This window comes from Cryobacterium sp. (genome assembly GCF_026786305.1).
Classification (GTDB): domain Bacteria; phylum Actinomycetota; class Actinomycetes; order Actinomycetales; family Microbacteriaceae; genus Cryobacterium.
Genome location: NZ_JAJAYI010000009.1, coordinates 1 through 21378, shown reverse-complemented (window position 1 = coordinate 21378; position 21378 = coordinate 1). Strand labels below are relative to the sequence as shown.

Annotated in this window: 19 protein-coding genes and 1 tRNA gene; 3 read left to right on the top strand and 17 right to left on the bottom strand. The window is 64.3% G+C overall.

Features of this window, described 5'->3' with window-relative positions:
* Positions 1-286: 286 nt before the first annotated feature.
* Entirely contained in the window at positions 287-409 is a 123-nt protein-coding gene (locus LH475_RS00805; protein WP_297412645.1) for a hypothetical protein, read from the top strand.
* Between the two features lie 719 nt (positions 410-1128).
* Here LH475_RS00805 and LH475_RS00800 read toward each other — a convergent pair.
* The 4 genes from LH475_RS00800 to LH475_RS00785 all read right to left on the bottom strand — a co-directional run bounded on the left by LH475_RS00800 (position 1129) and on the right by LH475_RS00785 (position 2930).
* Positions 1129-1515, bottom strand: coding sequence for a hypothetical protein (locus LH475_RS00800; protein ID WP_297412644.1), 387 nt, complete (start codon positions 1513-1515; stop codon positions 1129-1131).
* The gene (locus LH475_RS00795) at positions 1516-1953 is read right to left on the bottom strand and encodes a hypothetical protein (RefSeq protein WP_196844705.1); all 438 of its coding nucleotides are present in this window, start codon (positions 1951-1953) and stop codon (positions 1516-1518) included.
* A gap of 39 nt (positions 1954-1992) precedes the next feature.
* A complete protein-coding gene (locus LH475_RS00790) occupies positions 1993-2115 on the bottom strand; it encodes an antitoxin VbhA family protein (RefSeq protein ID WP_196844706.1) in 123 nt (40 codons plus the stop codon).
* 725 nt (positions 2116-2840) lie between these two features.
* A tRNA-Ser gene (locus tag LH475_RS00785) sits at positions 2841-2930 on the bottom strand.
* A gap of 86 nt (positions 2931-3016) precedes the next feature.
* On the opposite strand from LH475_RS00785, the gene LH475_RS00780 reads away from it, so the two are divergent.
* Positions 3017-3796 carry an SGNH/GDSL hydrolase family protein gene (locus LH475_RS00780; protein ID WP_297412643.1) on the top strand — a complete coding sequence of 260 codons (780 nt, stop codon included), beginning with the start codon at positions 3017-3019 and terminating at the stop codon, positions 3794-3796.
* 53 nt (positions 3797-3849) lie between these two features.
* Positions 3850-5211: a DNA repair protein RadA gene (radA, locus tag LH475_RS00775; RefSeq protein ID WP_196844707.1), complete on the top strand. Its 1362-nt coding sequence runs from the start codon at positions 3850-3852 to the stop codon at positions 5209-5211.
* A 9-nt stretch (positions 5212-5220) separates the two neighbouring features.
* Here the strand turns inward: radA and LH475_RS00770 are convergent, their stop codons facing one another.
* The 13 genes from LH475_RS00770 to LH475_RS00710 form a co-directional block, all read right to left on the bottom strand.
* Entirely contained in the window at positions 5221-5628 is a 408-nt protein-coding gene (locus tag LH475_RS00770) for a dehydrogenase (protein WP_196844708.1), read from the bottom strand.
* Positions 5629-5707: 79 nt separating this feature from the next.
* On the bottom strand, positions 5708-6355 hold the full coding sequence (locus tag LH475_RS00765) for a hypothetical protein (protein ID WP_196844709.1): 648 nt from the start codon (positions 6353-6355) through the stop codon (positions 5708-5710).
* Positions 6356-6493: 138 nt separating this feature from the next.
* Positions 6494-11236, bottom strand: coding sequence for an ExeM/NucH family extracellular endonuclease (locus tag LH475_RS00760; RefSeq protein WP_297412642.1), 4743 nt, complete (start codon positions 11234-11236; stop codon positions 6494-6496).
* A 209-nt stretch (positions 11237-11445) separates the two neighbouring features.
* Complete coding sequence (locus LH475_RS00755) at positions 11446-11997, bottom strand: amino-acid N-acetyltransferase (protein ID WP_297412641.1); 552 nt, start codon at positions 11995-11997, stop codon at positions 11446-11448.
* Between the two features lie 261 nt (positions 11998-12258).
* Positions 12259-14784, bottom strand: coding sequence for an ATP-dependent Clp protease ATP-binding subunit (locus LH475_RS00750; protein WP_196844711.1), 2526 nt, complete (start codon positions 14782-14784; stop codon positions 12259-12261).
* Between the two features lie 135 nt (positions 14785-14919).
* On the bottom strand, positions 14920-16383 hold the full coding sequence (cls, locus tag LH475_RS00745; protein ID WP_196844712.1) for a cardiolipin synthase: 1464 nt from the start codon (positions 16381-16383) through the stop codon (positions 14920-14922).
* A 6-nt stretch (positions 16384-16389) separates the two neighbouring features.
* Positions 16390-16569 carry a hypothetical protein gene (locus tag LH475_RS00740; protein ID WP_196844773.1) on the bottom strand — a complete coding sequence of 60 codons (180 nt, stop codon included), beginning with the start codon at positions 16567-16569 and terminating at the stop codon, positions 16390-16392.
* 34 nt (positions 16570-16603) lie between these two features.
* Complete coding sequence (locus LH475_RS00735) at positions 16604-16750, bottom strand: hypothetical protein (RefSeq protein WP_196844713.1); 147 nt, start codon at positions 16748-16750, stop codon at positions 16604-16606.
* Complete coding sequence (gene lysS / locus LH475_RS00730; protein ID WP_196844714.1) at positions 16750-18279, bottom strand: lysine--tRNA ligase; 1530 nt, start codon at positions 18277-18279, stop codon at positions 16750-16752. Before lysS ends, LH475_RS00735 begins: the two co-directional genes overlap by 1 nt.
* A gap of 49 nt (positions 18280-18328) precedes the next feature.
* Entirely contained in the window at positions 18329-19201 is an 873-nt protein-coding gene (panC, locus tag LH475_RS00725; protein ID WP_196844715.1) for a pantoate--beta-alanine ligase, read from the bottom strand.
* Positions 19198-19959: a DUF2520 domain-containing protein gene (locus tag LH475_RS00720; protein ID WP_196844716.1), complete on the bottom strand. Its 762-nt coding sequence runs from the start codon at positions 19957-19959 to the stop codon at positions 19198-19200. Before LH475_RS00720 ends, panC begins: the two co-directional genes overlap by 4 nt.
* On the bottom strand, positions 19956-20978 hold the full coding sequence (locus LH475_RS00715) for a PH domain-containing protein (protein WP_297412640.1): 1023 nt from the start codon (positions 20976-20978) through the stop codon (positions 19956-19958). The genes LH475_RS00720 and LH475_RS00715 overlap by 4 nt, the downstream gene beginning before the upstream one ends.
* Before the next feature lie 183 nt (positions 20979-21161).
* The coding region (locus LH475_RS00710; RefSeq protein ID WP_297412639.1) for a PH domain-containing protein at positions 21162-21378 on the bottom strand (217 nt) is incomplete at its 5' end.

Below are 21378 nucleotides of genomic sequence, written 5' to 3'. Positions count from 1 at the left end.
TAGTGCTGCTAGTCGCTAGTGCTGCTAGTCACTCTGTTAGTGCGGGAGACTCGGCAGCGCAAGGCACGTCATCTGCCGTCTGCCCAGCCGGCCATGAAGTCCGACGATCGCCGAACCCGGGCCACATCACGATGCGAACACCCCGCGATCTCTACGACTTCACGGTAACTGCGCCCCTCCAGCAACAGCCCCAAGATTTTTCGATAGTCCGCCATGAACACTGCTCTCCAAAAATGAAACGACAACACCCCATGCGCTGTCACCTCACCGCAGCAGCCCACTCGCCTTGGCCCGAGCATGCAACCCGGAACGATTCACCACCGATCGCATGCCGAAAATCCTCGCCATTCCAACGAACGCCTGGATCAACAAAACCGAAGAAAAGGTCGAGGTCAAACTGGTCGCCTAACTCCCACTGGCCTCATCCGGCTTGACAAACTCCGACCCTCGTGTTTCTTGGCTTCGAGCCATGCGCGCTCCGCAGCCTCGTACGTGAGGTCTTCCGCTTCAAGCTCCGTGGTTCGAGCCATCAGAGCCTTCCCGATGATCAGTGCGTACTCGTCGGACAGAACCGAGCTATCTGTGGTCTTGCTTCTGCGCGTGCTGTCGGTACCGTCTATCGGAGAAGAGGTACCGGGCAGCCCCGTACTGGACTTCCCAGCCAGCAGCCGCGTACGGGCTTCCGCGTAGGGATACCTGCCCGTGCCGCGATTTACCCGGACTGATTTCTTGAATGCAGCATTGGACGTCATCATTGTTTCCGTGGACGGGCGTGCTGTGTCTCGCGCCCATAGCATCGCCCTGGAGTGGTGATGTGAAAGGAAACCGATCCGAGGGACCTTGGCTCAGATGTACGAGGCGTGGCGCGAGGCTAGCCGGGTTAGTCGCTGCGGGCGTGGAGTGCGCCTGTCAGAAACTCTAGCGACCCTACGGAGTCCGCGCACGCCATCCGACGCTCGATCCCGCGACCGTCGCATGTATCGCGCCAGGTGGAAATGGTGGTTTGAGTCTTGTCCGAGCGGCGTACTCCCACCCAGGCATCACGTTCGGACGGTCACGTCATTAGTACAGTTGCAGACATGCCCACACGTGATGCTGTGCGGTGGCTGAGCAACGACGTGATGATCGTTACCGGAAGTTCTTTTTCGAGTCCGTCTCATCGGGGTGACCGGTCACGGCGTTGGTTATAATCACGCGGCCTAACTTCTTGGCCTTCGCGTTGGGCTCGTCCACGACGTACCAAATCCGGGCGCCGTTGGTGACCTTGTACTGCCACTGCGGCAGAGCAACGCCGTCGACCAGGACGCCTTCGAGGTCACCCTTGAGCTGGTAGCAATGAGCGGCGTCATACAGCGCCGGGTGCGCCGTGAGGTAGTCGTACGCATCAGCCAGAGCATTTCTGCCCACCGTCTTCAGATCGGTCCAGCCGCGCTCGGCTTGGGCACTGCTGAAGACAATCTCGTACTCAGTGATCTTTACTGGTCGAGGGACCAGAGCACCACGCTTGCCCGCCACTTACGGGCGTTCGACCCGCACCGGTGCCGCAGGTAGCTCGATAAGCGGGGCGGGCCGCTGGCCCATCGCGTAGGCCAGAGCCGTTTCCTGCCATTCCTGCTGCGCGCGGAGTAAACGCTCATACGTGCCCAGCTCACTCGCCGAGTAGACGAGCTGTTCGATCTCGGCCGCATACGCGGAAAGCTCTGCCGGAGTAAATTCCGCCGTCCAAGCGAACAAGTCAGCCAGCGCCGCCACTACGTCATTCTGGTGCCGGCCGATCGCGCGAATCAGCCGACTCGAGAGAGCCGTGCCGTTCTGGAGCACGTCGAGATCATGACCGCGCAGGATCACCAGGTCGTCGCCGTCACGACGGGTGATCCGAACCTGGCCCTCATTAACGAGGGCCAAAATGTCCTTGGGCTTGCGCAGAAGGTCAGTGAAACTTACGGTAGTCATGCTTCGATACTACATCAGATAAACATCTGATTGCGGGTGTTAAATGACATCGCCAAGTCGCGGGATATGACGAGCTTTCGCTTCGGCGATAGCCTCGTCGAGAGTGATCTCTCCGGCCACGTAGGCATTGATCCGGGTCAGCACCTCTGGGGTAGGCTGCATGTCTTCCAGAGCCCAGCTGGTTATGAATGTCGATCGTGGACTCGCGGCGTTCGTGGGTCACTCCGAGCTAAGATCGCGGGCCAGTTTCAAGCCGCGTACCTTTTGTACCGACGATAAAATTTTCTTCGTCGGGCGAAAAGCGGCAGGCGAATTACCGGGGACCCGCGTGTTCCCGAGGATCTCGGGGTGGATGCACCGGGGATCCGCGTGTACCGCGGGAATTGGTAAACCTCCGCCGATTGCCTTATCCACGATAAGTATGTGCACCAATGTGTAATGCCTCTCTGACTCCCCTGAAATGGAGCGCGCGCAGGGGCTTCCTTGACTTGAGTTGTCTTCGCGAGAATGTGTGGAATATGTGGAAATGCGCGCAGAGAACCCCTTCGACCCGGTCCACTCCCATAAAGCTCGATTGCGCCGAGATCGCGCACCCCTCAGCGTTCAGATATCCCGCGCCCGACAGAGCGCTTCGAACGTCGTGGTCGATGCCAGACATTGGGTCTTCTGTCAGGCGGCACGTCGCGAACCATCGCGCTGAGCGCCGCAAAGAAAATAAGTACGGGCCTGCCCGCCGCGCGGATCATCAGCCCAGCGAACCTCACCCAGCAGTTGCTCACCGTAGCGCGCAGAGGTTTCGTTACTGTTGCGTTACCGCTGGCATCGGAGCCGACACAGCAAAAACCCCTGCTTCCCAGTAGAACAAAGAGATGCAGGGGGTTTAGTAGTGGCGGTACCGGTGGGATTTGAACCCACGGTGGAGTCTCCCCCACACGACTTTTCGAGAGTCGCACCTTCGGCCGCTCGGACACGGTACCGCCGTTGATTCTAGTAGAGACTGGAGGCCGACGCGAATCGGCAAACATGCAGCAGACACACGGATGCCGCGGAGTAGCCTCAGCGAGTGACCTCACCGACCCCACGCATCCGCTCTGCCATTGCTACTGGAGCCGCCGTCGTGGCGACCGGCGTCGTTCTCGCAACGACGTGGTTCCGCCGGGACCTCGAGCAGCAGAAGGCCATTCTCAACGAAACCTTGCCGGTGCATTCCGCCTGGTGGCGCGCCCACGCCCAGCATGCGGGCGAGCTGCTCTACGTCGCGATCGGTGACAGCGCCGCGCAGGGCATCGGGGCGTCGAGTCCGAACAAGAGCTATGTCGGCATTCTCGCCGATCACGTGCGGCTGGCCACCGGTCGAACGGTGCGCGTCGTGAATCTCAGCGTGTCCGGCGCGACCGTAGCTTTGGCCGTGCGCGACCAGCTTCCTCGCTTCGACAAGCTCGAGCCCGACCTCGTCACGGTCGCGATCGGCGCCAACGACATCGCCCAGTGGAACCCGTCACTGTTCGAAGCGGGCATTCGCACGGTGTTCGCCGCGCTTCCGCCGCACGCCCTCGTCGCCGACCTGCCCTGCTTTCACCTGCCGCACAACGAGGTCAAGGTTGCGCTGGCCAATGAGATCATTCGCCGGGTCGCTGCCGAGCACGAACTGACCGTGGTGCCGCTGCACGCGACGACGAAACGGGCGGGCTTTCGCAGCATCGCGACTCACGTCGCCAAGGACCTGTTCCACCCCAACGACCGCGGCTACCGCTCCTGGGCCGAGGCGTTTCTGCCGACGATCAGTGCCGATGTTGCGCACCGCTTCTCGGCTGTCGTCCTGGCGCCTGAGCACGCTGACTAGAGCCGGCACCGCGCGCACCGCCGCCTGTCGGTAGCCCCGGCTAGGCTCGAGACATGGCAAAATCCGTCTCCTCTTTCCGCTGTTCCGAGTGCGGCTGGACCACCCTGAAATGGGCGGGTCGCTGCGGTGAATGCCAGCAGTGGGGCACTGTCGTCGACGCCGGCCAGACAGCCGGCATCACCCGCAAGCTCAAGGCCATCACCCTCGTCGGCGATGGCATCGCACGCCCCATCACCCACGTTGAAACGGATGCTGCCGCCCACTGGCCGACCGGCATCAATGAATTCGACCGGGTACTCGGCGGTGGCATCGTGCCGGGCTCGGTAATTTTGCTCAGCGGCGAGCCCGGCGTCGGTAAGTCCACATTGCTGCTCGAAGTCGCGTCCAAGGCGGCCGCCGCGAAGAGTCGCGTGCTCTACGTCAGCGCCGAAGAATCGGTCAGTCAGGTGCGGCTGCGCGCCGAGCGTACCAACGCGCTCGAACCCGAGCTGTACATCGCCGCCGAAACCGACCTCGGCGTCATCCTCGGGCAGATCGACGCGGTCAAGCCCGACCTCATCATCATCGACTCGGTGCAAACCGTGTCGAGTGCTCTTTCCGACGGGTCACCGGGCATGCCCAGCCAGGTGCGGGAGGTGGCATCCACTTTGATTCGAGTGGCCAAAGACCGCAATCTTCCGGTGCTGCTCGTCGGCCACGTAACCAAAGACGGCTCGATCGCGGGGCCGCGGGTGCTCGAGCACCTGGTCGACGTGGTCTGCCAGTTCGAGGGCGACCGGCAGACGACACTGCGGTTCATTCGGGCGCTCAAAAACCGTTTTGGGCCCACCGACGAGGTCGGCTGCTTCGAGATGACCGGCGACGGCATCACCGAGGTGCCCGACCCGAGCGGGCTGTTTCTCAGCCGAGCGACCGAGCCGGTCGACGGCACCTGTGTGACCGTCGCTCTGGAAGGCCGACGGGCGATGCCGGTCGAGGTGCAGGCGCTCGTCACCGACACCCAGGCGCCCAATCCGCGCCGCGTCACGAGTGGTGTCGACTCGGCCCGCGTGGCCATGTTGCTCGCTGTGCTGCAGGAGCGTGCGGGCATGAATCTGTCGACCAAAGACGTCTACGTGTCGACGGTCGGCGGCATCCGTCTGAGTGAGCCGGCCGCCGATTTGGCGATCGCACTGGCCATCGCGTCAGCGTTCACCGGGCTCGCCGTGGCGCACAACGTGGTCGCGTTCGGTGAAATCAGCCTGGCCGGCGAGGTGCGCGGGGCGCTCATGTCGAAGCAACGGGTCAACGAGGCCGTGCGCCTGGGCTTCACCACCCAGATTGACGCCGCCTGCGGGTCTATTCACGCCGCCGTCGCCTTGGCGCTCGGCACCAGCCGTAATCCGCGCGACGCCGAACTCGATCGGGCGTTCTAGCGCGGGGCATCAGCCGGCGTCGCCCTCGCCCAGCTGCGGGTTCAGGGCCTCCAGCAGATCGGCCGGAGCAGCCTGCATGACGTTGGGACCGGCGATGTCGAAGAAAACCATCTCCAGGGTCGACGCGTGCACGGTGAGAAACTCCCGCAGCCATTGGCCGTCGCAGACCATGACCCGGGGGTTCGGGTCGTCGGGAACCGTGCGCACGTAGTTCTCCGCTGCTGAGAAGAGCAGCAGCATCCGTTTGTCGGAGCCTTCACGGCCGAACACGCGCACCTGCGCTGCCTCGCCGTTGAGGACGAGTTGCGGCACGATCATGTAGTCGTTGCGCAGCGCATAGGCGACGGCGACGACGTCTTGCGCCGCCAGGGCGGCGCCGAGCGCCTCGGAACGGGTGTTGGCAGTCGTATCGGTCACTCATTCATTCAATCAGGCACGGTCGTGTGCGCCCAGCTGAGCGCACACGCCACGAGCGAACGGATGCCGTGAGGGGCTGCTACTTCAGAATCATCAACGCAGGGGCGGCCGCTTTGATACCGTCCACGGCCACGTTCAGGTAATACGACGCTCCACCGGCCGGAACCGCGGTGCGGGTTTCGGCTTCACAGGTGTTCACGGCTGAGCGGGAGCGATCCCAGGTAATCGGTGTCGCGAGCGGCATGACCACGCCCGGCTTGAGGGTGACCTGGGCGTCAATCGGGTTGGTCTGGCAGTCGGTCGAGGTCCAGTAGACGTCCTCACCACTCATCACGGTGAAGACCTGCTTCGCGTTGCCGGCGTTGATCACACAGTCGGTGGTTCCGATGTTGGTCAGGCTCAGCGACAACTGCGGCAGCGCGTCGGCGGCGTACTTGGTCGCGTCCGTGATGGCCGCAACCTGCACTGCGGAGGGATCGCATGCTGCCCCGTCAACGGCGGTGGCGACCTCGGGAATCGTGGTGGCAGCATCCGTTGGCGTGGGCGACTCACTCGTAGCGGCGGCGGGTGTTTTCGGGGCGTCTGCGTCGCCCTTGCTCACTCCCGGTTGCACGATGATGAGAAACAGAATGACGAGCACGGCAAGCAGGCCGAGCCCCACTACGAAACGCCGGCGCCGGTACACCCTGCTGGACTGGCGGCCGACCGGTTGCTTGATCGTCGACATGCCCTAAGGGTATTGATGATCGGTGCCAGATGCCGGTAATGGTGTGCGTGTCGGGCCAATTACAGCAGGAAATGGGCGCGGACCCGCCCGCAACCAGGAAATTTCCGGATGCGGACAGGCCAGCGCAAACCGCCGGGCTTAGTGGTGCCCGTGCTTCGGCGGCTTCGGTGCCTTCTTGGCGTGAGTGACCTTCACGTCGGTCCAGCCGATCACGTCACCGTCCGCGTTCTGCGCGGAGATGCTGTATTTGCCGTACTTGAGTCCATTGGCGAGTGTGACGCTCACGGCTCCTTCCGCATTCACGAGCAGCCACCCTCCGAGGTTGTCGGCCTGCTCCTTCTTCTTGGAGTAGGCCCACACCGACACGTACTCTCCGGCGTGCTTCACTCCGACCTCGACGACCACCGCGCCACCGGCCCGGTAGGACTTCTGGTCGGTGTCGATGTCGTTCTTGAGCTTCTTGATGAGCTCTTTCGCGGGCGCTGCGGTGGGCGCATCTCCGGGTTCGGTGCTCACCGCAACGGCGATGGCGAGGCGCACGATGGTGCCCGACGGGGCGGTGGTCATTTCAAGCACGCTGTCTTCGACGGCGTCCGTCGGCACCGTGACGGTGACGACGGCGGCACCCGTCGCATCAACGGATGCCGTGCCCACGTCGCTGCCCGACCAGCGCAACGCGAGCTGCGTGTTCTTCGGAGCCCCGAGCGACGTGAGGTTGAGGTCGCCAACCGTGAACGTGACCGTGTCACCCGGGTTGACTGCGGCCGTGGGCGCTCCGGTGATCGAGGCCTGGTTGGCCTTGAACGACGGGGACAGCGGGCTGTTCGCCTGGAGGTAGGAGATCCAGGCATCTCGGTCGACAAGACCCGAATCGCGGGTGGCCGTTCCGTTCGTGAACTCGCGGAAGTTGTCACCCCCGGTGAGCAAGAAGTTGAACGAACCGATGCGGTACAACTGTGCTGGGTCGATCCGTGCACCGTCGACCCAGATGCCGGTCACGCGGTCTCCCGCGGCGCGGCTGGCATCGAACGTGTAGTTCACGTTGTCGCTCAGCCCAAGCTGCAGGAACGGACGGCTCGGAGTTGTGCCATCGGCGTTGGTCTGCCACTGCTGCTCAAGAACAGTCTTGAACTGCGCACCCGTGAGGCTCGTCGTCCACAGGTTATTCAGGAACGGCAGCACCGCGTTCGCCTCGGCATAGGTCACGACACCGTCCGGAGCGAGCGACAGGTCAGAACGAATGCCACCGGGGTTGACGACACCGATTTCAGCTTCGCCGACGTTCGGGTCAGCCAGAGAGGTCCGCAACGAGTTCGCAACGAGTGTGCCCAGCGTCGAGGGAGCCATACGATCTTCGGCGCACGGTGCGACTCCGTCGGTGCAGGCCCGGGTGATGTCGGCGGTGACTGAGCCCACGGGCACGTCACCCAGAATTGCTGCCTCGGCCAGCGCGGCGGTCGTGATCGACTGAACCTCGGCAACACGCGGGTAGGCGGCCACGAGGTCGGCATCCTCAGAGGTGGAGCGCGCCACGTTGCGGTTCTGTACCGTGGTCGTGCCGCCGGAAGCGATGTCGTAGCTGAGTACGACCTGGCCGATGTTCCCGCCGTAGCTGCCCGTCTGCAGCACCGGGCGCGTCACACCGTCGGCCGCGCCGGGTACCTGTGCGTCCCATGCGTACTGCTTGTGCGTGTGACCGGTGAAGATCGCGTCCACTTCGGCCGTGGTGTCATTGACGATGCTCGTGAAAGCCCCGCCGGCGGCAAGCTCCTGCTCGAGCGTCGCGCCGTCCGGGATTCCGGCGCCGGCACCCTCGTGGTACTCGGCGAGCAGAACATCCGCTTCACCATTCGACGGGTCGCCGTCGCTGAGCTGGTTGGCAACGCGGTTGACGGCCGCGACGGGGTCACCGAAGCTCAGGGTCGCGATTCCATTGGGTGAGACGAGTGAGGGGGTTTCCTCCGTCACCGCGCCGATCACGCCGACCTTGACGCCGGCCACGTCGATGATGGCATATTCCTGCATCGCGGGGGTCGCGGTGCCCAGTTCGTAGACGTTGGCACCGAGGTAGTCGAAGTTCGCCGCGTCAGACACCCGGCCGGTGAGGTCACCGAAACCCTGGTCGAACTCGTGATTGCCAACGCTGGAGGCCGCGAGGCCGAGAGCGTCAAGAACGTCGATGGTAGGCAGGTCCTTCTGCGCCGCCGAGGCGAAGAGGGAAGCACCGATGTTGTCACCGCTCGACAAAAAGAGCGAGTTGGCGTCCCCGTACTCCGCCTTCAGCTGCTCAACGGTTCCCGCGAACTTGACGGTGTTGCCGTCGATGCGTCCGTGAAAGTCGTTGACATTGAGCAGGTTGAGCTCAACCGAGGTGGGCGTTGTGAGGTTGAGTCCGAGAACAACCGGGTCATGGTCGGAGGAGCGGAAGGGGTCGGCGGAGTAGAAATCAGTGACGTTATTGTTGTAACGGCTGTACTCAAGGGCGACCGACTCGACCGAGTTAATGTTCCACACGTCGATGTCGTTCACCGTGGCGTCCGCCTCGGGCGAAGCGAACACGTGATCAAGCGATCCGACCGTGCCACCGTAGGCATACGTGTACTCGCCGCTCTTGGCCTCCTGGCTGATGAAGCCCGCATCGGTGATTACCTTGATCGGATCTTCCTGGTCATAGGCGTTGAAGTCACCCGTGAGAAATACCCGGTCGATGCCCGTGCTGGTCGTGAGGCCGTTGGCGAAGTCCACGAGGGCCGTGGCCTGGTTCACCCGGGAGGCGTTCGACGCGCCCTGGCCGTCGCCCATGTCGGCGTCGACGCCGGATCCTGAACCCTTCGACTTGAAGTGGTTCACGATGGTGAGGAAAGTGCTGCCCGTGTCGCCGACCAGTTGGAACGCCTGGGCGAGTGGTTGGCGGGCGTTGCTGAAGGCGGCGGAACCGGTGAGAATCTTCGACTCTCCGACGATTTCGACCGTGCCGACCTTGTAGATGAACGCGGTGCGGATGACGTCTTCGCTCGCGGGAAGCTTTGTAGGCGAGGCAACGAAGGCCCAGACTGTGCTTCCGGCAGCAGCGTTGAGCGCGTTCACCAGGTTGGAGAGGGCGTCATCGCGATCCTTGCCGAAGGCGGCCGAGTTCTCGATCTCCTCGAGCGAGACCACGTCGGCGTCGAGGGCGTTGATTGCCGCCACGATCTTGGCCTGCTGGCGTTCGAAGTTGACGGTGTTCGCCGCGCCACGGGCAAGGCAGCCCCCCCGTATTGTCGTCGGGTCACCCGCACGATCGGTGTAGTACAGGCACCCGGTCAGGGAGTCCCCGACCGTGGAGAAATAGTTCAGCACGTTGAAGCTGGCGAGTCGAACGTCGCCGCCCACATCGCGGGGAGCGGCGGTGCGGGTATCGGAGAATGTGGCCGGCTGAACCGTGGCAGCGTTTGCCGCGGTGAGCGCCTCGGTGGGCTGAAACTTCCACACGCCGTAGCGGTAGTCGAGGATGACGGGTTTCGTGAAGGTCACGGCCGCGCCGATGCGCAGCGGGTCAGCGACGGTGAGGTACGGAACCGGGGTTGCCCGGTCGGTACCGCTGAGGTAATTAGTGCTCGCACCGTCATCGAGGGTCACGGCGCGCGCCGCGTTGTCCGCGATGGCCGACGTGTACTCGCTCGATCCCGGCCGTGCCGTCACCGTGGGGTTGACCAGGGGCGTCGTGCCGGCGGCGAGGCCGATTTCGGCGTACTGGTTGGTCGAGTAGTTGCTGGTGACGGTGAAGTTACCCTGCGGAGCGAGGAGCATGCCCTCAAGAGTTTCGCGCTGCTCTTTGCTGATCGGCAACGTCACCGTCACCGGGGTGGGGGTGACCACGGCGGCGCTGGATAGCTGGGTGACGTCGTCGACGGTGCCGAAGGTGACCTCGGTCATGCCGGAGAATTCCACGACGGTGCCGACAACCTGCACATGGTCGCCGATCTGCACGTCGGCGGTCGCCGTGCTGGAGTAGGCGAAGACGCCGTGTGAGGCGCTGTGACTGGCGAAGTCAATCGGTCCGCCGGTTGCGGCCGTCTGCAGGTAGAACCCGTCGAATCCGCCGGTTGGGTAAGCCGCCGTGACTACACCGGAGGTTTTGACGATGGTTCCGGCGAGCGGGCTCGTGTCGGTCGTACCCTGGATTGCGTCGATCGCGGTCAGTTCGTCGGGCACCGGGGTCGGGTCGGGCTCCGGATCGGGTTCTACCGGGGTGCGGGTGTCGCCGGCCGTGTTCGTCGGCGTCGGGGCGGCCGTGCTGAAGTCGGCGGCGTTGACGTCGGTGTCGACAAATTCGGTACGGTTCACCGAGGTGGTAACGGATGCTGCGGCGGCGGCCGTTCCCTCAAACGTATTGGAACTGCCGTAGCCGATCAGGTCAAGAATTTCGGCCTGGTCGGTGAGCGAACCGGTGGCGGGTGCGGTGAGCGCCGCGGACTGGTTCGCGAAGAAGATCGTGCCGGAGCCAGCGGCGAAGGAGGTGCCGAACGAGGCATCCGCTTTCGGAAGTGCAGCGCCATTGGCCGCATTCGAGCTGCCCTGCACGAGGTAGTACCCGCCGGCGGCAATGGTGCCGGTCAGAGCGACGACGCCGGTCGGGTTGGAGGTTCCTCCCGAGGAACGGTACTGAATGGAGGTGCCGTCGAGCGATACGTCGGCGGCGGTCGGGTTGTAGAGTTCGACGAATTTGTTCAGGTACGTTGCCCCCGAACTTCCCCCGTTCAAATATGCCTCATTGATGAGCACCCCGGCACCGGCGGTGGTGGCGCTGGCCGGTACCGCCATGAGCGGAGCGGCCGCAAGGCTCACCCCAAGAAGTGTGGCGAAAAACAGCTTGGAACGGCTGCGAACGGCGGATGACATGGATCTCCTCATTCATAGAACGATGGTCGTCTCATTGCACCCGGGTTCGTGCTGTCAAAAGTTCCCCCGGCGAATTGGTCCGGCAGGTGCAATAGTCCGCAGCCTAGCGACGCCCCGTGTCCAGGGGGTAAACCCCGCGTATTTTGCTCGTATGAGCACCTTTAAACGGTGCCGGACGGCGTTTGAGGCCGCGATCAGACCTATCCGGCTCACATTCGCTGGCTCAGGCGCTTCACCATGCGGGTGTTGCCGAGCGTGTTCGGCTTCACCCTGGCCAGGTCGAGAAACTCGGCGACACCCTCATCGGGGGAGCGCACGAGCTCGGCGTAGACGGCCGGATCGACGGTTTCGGTGCCCATATCGCTGAAGCCGTTGCGGGTGAAGAAGCCCACCTCGAAGGTGAGGCAGAACAGTCGGCTCAGGCCGAGATCGCGGGCATCCGCTTCGAGGCGCTTCATCATCGTGTAACCCACGCCGCAGCCGAGCCACTGTGCGTCCACGGCAAGAGTGCGCACCTCGCCGAGGTCCTCCCACATCACGTGCAGGGCGCCGCAGCCGATCAGCTTGCCGGAGGCATCAACGGCCACCCGAAATTCCTGCACCGCCTCGTAGAACACGACCCGATCCTTGCCCAGCAGAATGCGCTGCTGCACGAGCGGCTCAACGAGCGCTTCGATGCCGGGCACGTCACTGGTGCGCGCACGGCGCACCGAATATTCCAGTTCGGGTTGTTCCGGTGCGGTCTGTTGCAGTGCAGTCACGCCAATCGGCCCCTCTCGTGGCTCATTCAGGATCAAACCACCAGTCTAGAGATCGTGCCGCATGATTCCGCCGCTCCAGAGCCCCGCCCGCCCCGTTCCTCCTGACTTAGCCCCGCTTTCAGCCCACACCGGCGGATGCCGCCTCCTTCAGTTCACGCCAATGCAGGTTCACCCCAGGCACGTTCACCCGAGGCCAGGTTCACCCCCAGGGCAGAGAAAAGGCCCGGCAGACGAATCTACCGGGCCAGACCTCTGGTGCTGTTAGTCGCTCGTGATGGCGAGGTCTGGCGTAGCCGGACCGGTACCGATGGCGGCGGCAGTGTTCACTCCGACGCCGACCGGGTCAACCCGGGTCGTCGTTGTGAAGATGTATGCGCCATCGACGTAGTCCACGTGCACGTGGTCGCCGGCGTTGAGCTCGCCCTGCAGGATTTTCTCTGACAGGCGGTCCTCCACCTCGCGCTGAATGGCACGACGCAGCGGGCGAGCACCGAGCGTCGGGTCGAAGCCGACCTCGATCAGGTGTTCCTTCGCCGGAAGGGCGACCTCGACGGTCATGTCACGGTCGAGCAGACGCACGCCGAGCCGCTTGATGAACAGGTCGACGATCTGCAGCAGCTCCGGCTTGGTCAGCTGCGGGAACACGATGATCTCGTCCACGCGGTTGAGGAACTCGGGCTTGAAGTGCTTCTTCAGCTCGTCTTTCACCTTGCCGGCCATGCGCTCGTACCCGGTGGTGGTGTCGCCTTCCAACTGGAAGCCGACCGGTCCACTCGAGATGTCCTTCGTGCCGAGGTTGGTGGTCATGATGATGACGGTGTTCTTGAAGTCGACCACGCGACCTTGGCCATCTGTCAACCGGCCCTCTTCCAGAATCTGGAGCAGGGAGTTGAAGATGTCGGGGTGAGCCTTCTCGATCTCGTCGAACAGCACCACGGAGAACGGCTTGCGACGCACCTTTTCGGTGAGCTGGCCACCTTCTTCAAATCCGACGAACCCGGGAGGCGCACCGAACAAGCGCGACACGGTGTGCTTCTCGCCGTACTCACTCATGTCAAGCGAGATCATGGCGGCTTCGTCGTCGAAGAGGAACTCCGCGAGCGCCTTGGCGAGCTCGGTCTTGCCGACGCCGGTGGGGCCGGCGAAGACGAAGGAACCGGAGGGACGTTTCGGGTCTTTCAGGCCGGCACGAGTGCGTCGGATGGTCTTGGCGAGCGCCGAGATGGCCTCTTCCTGACCGATAACGCGCTGGTGCAGCGCCTTCTCCATGAAGACGAGCCGCGAGGACTCTTCCTCGGTGAGCTTGAACACCGGGATGCCGGTGGCCTGGGCCAGTACTTCGGCGATCAGGCCCTCGTCGACGACCGCGGTCGTCTTGACGTCGCCCGACTTCCATTTCTTCTCGAGGCGTAGACGCTCACCGAGAAGGTTCTTCTCCTCGTCGCGCAGGCCGGCGGCCTTCTCGAAGTCCTGCTCCTCAATGGCGAGCTCCTTGGCGGCGCGCACCACGGCGATCTTCTCGTCAAATTCGCGCAGCTCGGGTGGGCTCGACAGGATCGACAGGCGCAGGCGAGCGCCGGCCTCATCGATCAGGTCGATGGCCTTGTCGGGCAGGAACCGGTCGGAGACATACCGGTCGGCGAGGTTCGCCGCAGCCACCAGGGCGCCGTCGGTGATTGACACCTTGTGGTGCGCTTCGTAGCGGTCACGCAGGCCCTTGAGAATGTTGATGGTGTGCGGCAGCGACGGCTCATTCACCTGGATCGGCTGGAAACGGCGCTCGAGGGCGGCATCCTTCTCGAAGTGCTTGCGGTACTCGTCGAGGGTGGTTGCACCGATCGTCTGCAGCTCACCGCGGGCGAGGAGCGGCTTGAGAATCGACGCGGCGTCGATGGCGCCCTCGGCGGCGCCCGCACCCACGAGGGTGTGGATCTCGTCAATGAAGACGATGATGTCGCCGCGAGTTCGGATCTCCTTGGTGACCTTTTTCAAGCGCTCTTCGAAATCACCGCGGTAGCGGCTGCCGGCGATGAGCGAACCGAGGTCAAGCGAGTAGAGCTGCTTATCCTTCAACGTCTCGGGCACATCACCCTTGACGATGGCCTGGGCGAGACCCTCGACGACGGCCGTCTTGCCGACGCCGGGCTCACCGATCAGCACGGGGTTGTTCTTGGTGCGACGCGAGAGGATCTGCATGACCCGCTCAATTTCTTTCTCACGCCCGATGACCGGGTCGAGTTTGTTGTCACGGGCCATCTGGGTGAGGTTGCGACCAAACTGGTCAAGCACCTGGCTGCCGGCCGTGTTGGCCGCCTGCTCGTTGGCGCCGACCTGCACCTGCTCCTTACCCTGGTAACCGGAGAGGAGCTGAATGACCTGCTGGCGCACACGGTTGAGGTCGGCGCCAAGCTTCACGAGCACCTGGGCGGCAACGCCCTCGCCCTCGCGGATGAGGCCAAGCAGAATGTGCTCGGTTCCGATGTAGTTGTGGCCGAGCTGCAGCGCTTCGCGCAGGCTCAGCTCAAGAACCTTCTTCGCCCGCGGCGTGAAGGGGATGTGGCCGGTGGGCTGCTGCTGCCCCTGGCCGATGATGTCCTGAACCTGCTCGCGCACGGCGTCCAGCGAGATGCCGAGGCTCTCGAGAGCCTTCGCGGCGACGCCTTCACCCTCGTGAATCAGCCCGAGCAGAATGTGCTCGGTACCGATGTAGTTGTGGTTGAGCATTTTGGCCTCTTCCTGGGCCAAAACAACGACGCGACGAGCTCGGTCGGTAAATCTCTCAAACATATGATCGCTCCCTTGGCGCCAGGGCATTTGGTGCCGTTATATCGAGAGTAGCCAGCCGATGGCGATCCCGCGCGTTTGTTCGCCCTAGGCGTGACGGATGGTGCAGCGGATGCGGCGGCCCCTCCCGAGCAACGTCTACTGCACCGCGCTGGTCAGGCGGGCGAGGTTGTCGAGAATGGTCGAGCGCAAGGGCTGCTTGTTCCACTCCTCGAGCGTCAATTCACGACTGTTTTCGCGGTTGCGGTCTTCCATGTGGCGAAGCTGCTGCACAAACGAGCGGCCGCGCACCATGAGGGTGACCTCCATGTTGAGACTGAACGATCGCATGTCCATGTTGCTCGAGCCCACGACGGCGACCTCGTCGTCAATGGAGAAGTGCTTGGCGTGCAGAATGTACGGCGTTTTGTACATGTAGATGCGCACCCCGGCGGTGAGGAGCTCTTCGTAGTACGAGCGTTGGGCGTGGTACACCACGGCCTGATCACCGATCTCCGACACGAACAGCTCAACGTGCAGTCCGCGCTGCACCGCGGTCGTGATCGCGTACATGATCGATTCGTCCGGAACGAAATAGGGGCTCGTGATGATGATGCGATCCTGCGCGTAGTACAGCAGCGCGAGGAACAGGCGCAGGTTGTTCTCACCCTTGAAACCCGGCCCGCTGGGCACCACCTGGCAGTCAATCGCATCGGCCACATTGCGCGGATGCACCGGCTCGATATCGCGGGTCAGTAGCTCGTTGGTCTCGCTGTACCAGTCGGTGATGAAAATGGCGTTGAGCCCGGCCACGATCGGGCCCTCCAGGCGCACCATAAGGTCTTTCCACTGCAACCCACGACGGATGTTGCTGCGTATGTTGTAGGAGCGGTCGATGATGTTCTGCGAGCCCATGAACCCGACGAGCCCGTCGACGATGAGCAGCTTGCGGTGGTTTCGCAGATCGGGACGTTGCCATTTGCCCTTGAACGGCTGAACCGGCAACATGAGCTGCCAGGCAATCCCCGCTTCGGTGAGCCGCCGCTTTGTGGCAGTGAAACCGGGCTTACGCATCGACTGGATGTGGTCCAGCAGCACCCGCACGGTGACTCCGCGCCGATGTGCACGTTCGAGCGCGTCGAAGAAGGGCGCCGTTGTCGGGTCGAACGAGAGAATGTAGAACTCTACGTGCACGTACTTCTCGGCGCGGTCGATATCGGTGACCATCGTGTCAAAGCTGACCTGATATTCACCGATCAGGCTCGCTGTATTGTCACCGACGAGCGGCATCGATCCGAGGTTCCGGTTGAGCTGCACAACCGATTCCAGCCAGATCGGCCAGGGGTGGTCTCGGCGCACGCGCTCCATACCTTCGGTGCTCTCCAGAATGAATTGATTGATCGCGGCCTGCCTGGCCAGACGCTTTTTCGGCAGGGTGCGGTAGCCGATCAGCAGAAACAGCACCACGCCAAGGTACGGAACGAAGAAAATCGTCAGCAACCAGGCCATGCCCGACATCGGGCGCCGGTTGCGCGGCACCACGATGATAGCCACGACGCGTACGGAGAAGTCGGCGATCAGTGCCAGCAGAACGGTGATGGTCAGGCCGTCGATGCCAAACATTGGTACTTAGGTGACCGGCTTGTCGAGACCGAGCCGGGCGCGTTCTTCGGCTTCGATTTCGGCGTACACCTTACGTTCGGTGCGGTCGGCGCGCAGGATCGAGCGCATCATCAGCCAGAAGACCAAGCCGAGCAGGATGGTGGGTACGACCGAAAAGACAGCATTTCCCCAAAAGTTCTCAATCACGGTCTCAGCCTACGCGTAAAGGCTGAGATACCGACTACTTGCTGAGCAGGCCGATGACACCGCTACCCAGGTAGTACACGCCGACGCCGCCGATGATGACCCAGAGGGCGATTCGGTTCATCGACGGCGCTTTGCGGCCACCCTTGTTGGGCTTCAACTCGTCGTCGGGCAGGTAGTTCACTATTTCACCAGCGGAAAGAGAATCGTTTCGCGAATTCCGAGGCCGGTCAGGGCCATCAACATGCGGTCGATACCCATGCCCATGCCACCGGTCGGCGGCATGCCGTATTCCAGGGCACGCAAAAATTCCTCGTCGAGGCGCATGGCTTCGGGGTCTCCCCCGGCGGCGAGGCTCGCCTGCTCGATGAAGCGTTCGCGCTGCACGACCGGGTCGACGAGCTCGGAGTAACCGGTGGCCAACTCGAAGCCGTGCACGTAGAGGTCCCACTTCTCGACGACGCCGGCCAGGGAGCGGTGACCGCGCACGAGCGGGCTCGTGTCGACCGGAAAGTCCATCACGAAGGTCGGGCGCACCAGGTCGCCCTTGACGAAGTGCTCCCACAGCTCTTCGACGTACTTGCCGTGAATGGGATGGTCAATGTCGATGCCTTCGCCGTCGGCCAGAGCCACGAGGTCCGCCAGCGGTGTGTCGGGAGTGATCACGATGCCGGCGGCCGCCGACAGGCTGTCGTACATGCCGATGCGGTCCCAGTCGCCGCCGAGGTCAAACAGGGTGCCGTCGGCCCAGGTCACCACGTGCGATCCGGCGATGGTGAACGCGGCATCCTGGATCAGCTTCTGGGTGAGATCGGCGATGGAGTTGTAGTCGCCGTAAGCCTCATAGGCTTCGAGCATCGCGAACTCGGGCGAGTGAGTGGAGTCAGCACCCTCATTGCGAAAGTTGCGGTTGATCTCGTAGACGCGGTCGATGCCGCCGACCACGGCCCGCTTCAGAAAAAGCTCGGGTGCGATGCGCAGAAACAGCTCCGTGTCGAAGGCGTTGCTGTGGGTCTGGAACGGGCGAGCGGATGCCCCGCCGTGCATAACCTGAAGCATAGGGGTCTCGATCTCGATGAATTCGAGATCGGTGAACGTTCTGCGCAGGCTCGCGACGGCCTTCGAGCGGGACAGCACGTTGGTGCGGGCCTGCTCCCGGCTGATCAGGTCGAGGTAGCGGCTTCGCACCCGGGTTTCTTCGCTGAGTTCACCGTGCAGGTTGGGCAGCGGCAGCAGCGCCTTCGCAGCGACCTGCCAGTCGGTGACCATGATCGACAGCTCGCCGCGACGGCTGGAGATGACCTCGCCGGTGACAAACACGTGGTCGCCGAGGTCGACGAGGTCTTTCCAGGCGGCGAGGGACTCCTCGCCGACGGCGGCGAGCGAGACCATGGCTTGGATGCGGGTGCCGTCACCACTCTGCAGGCTCGCGAAGCACAGCTTGCCGGTGTTGCGCAGGTGCACGATGCGGCCGGCGAGGCCGACGGTGACGCCCGTGGTGGCATCCGCTTCGAGCTCGCCGAATTCGGCGCGTACGGCCGGAATGGTGTGGGTGACGGGAACCGACACCGGGTAGGCGCCGCCGGCCGGGCTCGCAGCGGCCGCGTTCAGGCGGTCGCGTTTGCCGAGGCGCACGGCCTTCTGCTCGTTCATCTCCGCGTCGGAGAAGCCCTCGGCGTCGTCGTTCGAGGCGGGCGTGGGGTTCTGGCTCATGCGGTTCTCCGTTGGTGCTGTCAGTTCAAATTTGAGCGGATGCTGCGGGTCACCCGAGCCGGATCGACACGTTGTCGATCAGCCGGGTGGTACCGACCCGCGCGGCGACGAGGATCCGAGCCGGCCCGCGGTAGTCGTCGTGCACCGCCAGAAAAGTCTGCAGGTGCACGATCACCAGATAGTCCAGTTTAACCAGCGGCTGGGCGGCAATGCGCGCGCGCGCCGCGGCGAGGGCGGCTGCGGGGCCGGCCTTCGCGGTCTCGGCGGCCGCAGCGAGCCCGGCAAAGAGTGCCTGCGCGGCCGTGTGCTGCGGCTCGTCGAGGTAGCGGTTGCGGCTCGACAGGGCCAGTCCGCTCGGTTCACGCACGGTGTCGACGACCTCAATTGCGCTGCGCAGGTTGAGATCGGCGACCATGCGCTGCACGAGAAAGACCTGCTGGCCGTCTTTTTGGCCGAACACCGCGGCATCCGGTGTCACGATGTTGAGCAGTTTTGCCACGACCGTGAGCATGCCGTCGAAGTGGCCGGGGCGCGCAGCGCCCTCGTACAGGGAACCGACCGACCCGGCGGTGACCCGGGTGTCGCTCGCTGCGCCCGGGTACATCTCGCGGGCACTCGGCGCGAACACGAACGAGACGTCCTCGCTCGCGAGGACGGCGAGGTCGGCGTCGAGGGTACGCGGATAGCTGTCGAGGCCTTCGCCAGCGCCGAACTGCAGCGGGTTCACGAAGATCGATACAACCACAATGTCGCCGAGGGCGTGCGCCCGTCGCACGAGAGCGAGGTGACCGGCGTGCAGGGCACCCATGGTCGGCACGAGCACAGTGCGGGTATCGCCGCCGGTCAGCGCCGCCCGATCGCGGGCCCGCCCCAGACGATCGTGCAGCTCAGTGACGGTACGGAGGACTTCGATGGTGCTCATTCGACCTCCCGGTCGTCGTCAAGCGGATGCTGGCGGTGTTCGATCTCGTCGAATCCCGCCAGATCCAGTCGTTCGGGGCTCGTGCGCCCCAGGGCGTTTTCCATCGCGGAGCGCAGCAGCGGACCAAGAATAGCCCCCGGATGCTCGAGGCCGATTCCGGCGAGCATACGAGTGGCCTGCTCGACGATCGAGGTGGAGAAGGCGGTGGCGATCTGGATGGCCTCGGCGTAACTGGCGCGGTCGGCCTCGGCGACGATGAGCGGTTCGCCGCCCATCTCCACGGCGAGCGCCTGCGCGATCGGCAGCACCGGGCCGGGCGCGGTCACGGCGAAGTAGCTGTCGGCGAGCCGGGCCAGGTCGAGGCTGGTGCCGGTGAAGGCCATGGCCGGGTGGATGGCGAGCGGGATCGCGCCGGCGGCCTGCGCCGGAGCGAGCACTGCGGTGCCGTAGCGGGCGGAGGTGTGCAGCACGAGCTGGCCGGGCTGCCAGGTATGCGTCGCGGCGAGGCCCTGCACGAGGCTCGCCAGCTGGGCGTCGGGCACCGCGATGATGACCAGTTCGCTCCGTTCTACGACCTCGGGCACGGTCAGAATCGGCACGAGCGGTAAAATGGCCTCGGCGCGGTCCCGGCTGGCCTGCGAGATCGCGGAGATGCCGACGATTGCATGGCCGGCGCCCGCGAGCGCGGCGCCAAGAATGGGGCCGACGTGGCCGGCACCGATGATTCCGACGCCGAGACGTCCCGGTTTGGCTTTCATTCGGTCGCTCCCTTGGTTGGTGCCGGTGCCTCGGCCCGGCTCCACTGATGACTGGTGTCGGCGAGCGCCGACCGCACCGCGCCCGTAGACATCCACTCGAACAGAACCAGGGCTTCATCGACGTCGATGACGCTGAGGGAGGCAGCCACCGGCCCCGCTACCGTGTGTAGGTCGGCCGACGCGAGGCGCAGGCGTCGGCGCACGGGCCCCTGGTTGATGCGCACGCCCTGCATCCGCGCCAGGGGCACCAGAATCAGGTCGCGCGAGAGCACCCCGCGGCGGATCAGGGCGACTTGGCCCGAGACTGCCCAGCCGGTGCGCCACCACGAGAACGGGCGCAGCCAGACCGCACGCGCGGGCGCGTTGCTGTAGCAATCGGCGACGCCGGCGTCACGTCTGCGACCGCCGAGCATGCCGTTTTCGACCAGGGCGCGATGACTGTCGGTTTCGAACCCGGGCAGCGCCAGTTCGAGCACCTTTTCGACGTCGATGAGGGTGCCGACCGGCAGGATGGTGGAGCTGGTCGCGGGGGTCGAGCTGCGGCCGGAGGCCTGCCCGGCCGTGTTGATGCTGATCTGCCACCAGCCGAACCGACGCCAGAGAATGGGCTGGGACACCTTGATCGCGTGGATGCGCCCGGGCGGCAGGGTCTGGCTGCTCGTGGAGAGGAGGCCGTAGCCGACCCGCACCCCATCGGGGGTGCCAGCGACGCTGAACCGCAACATCTTAGTGATGCGGGAGAAGTAGTATCCGACGCTGCCGATGAGGCCCGGCAGCACGGCGACGAGCACCCAGCCCCTGCTCCCGGCGGTCACACTGACGATGAGCCCGATCGCCGCCAGAAGCAGAAAGACGGTGAAGCCGCTGAGAACGATCGACCCGATCAGGCGGCCCAACGGAATGCGCACGACCGACTCCGGCGGTGCGGCATCCGGGTCCAGTTCCGGGGCGACAAAGTCGTGGTAGCGGGCGGTCGCGAAGTCGCCGAAGGCGGAGTGCGGGGTGGGCGGGCCGATCACGGTCGGTGCCGCACTGGTACCGGGCCGTGCTGTGTTGGGTGGTGCGGTGTTGGGTGGTGCGGTGTTGGGGGGTGCGGTGTTGGGTGGTGCGGCGAGGACGCCGGACGCTTCCGTCGGCTGCCGGGCCCGCCGCAGGCCCGAGGCGAGGTGCAGGAGGTCACGGCGCAGGTCATCCGCTAATTTTTAGCGGAGATCGGCGAGCTGCACATTGCGGTCTTGCCGGGCGACGGTGATTTCGAGCCGGGCGGCTCCGAACAGCCGGGGAACCAGCGGCCGGGCGAGGTTGACGCCCTGCACCCGGTCGAGGCGGGCCTTGCGGTTGCTGCGAAAGATGACGCCGCTGCGCACTTCGACGATCTCGCCGGTCACACGAAAGGTGTGCATGCGCCAGGAGAGGTAG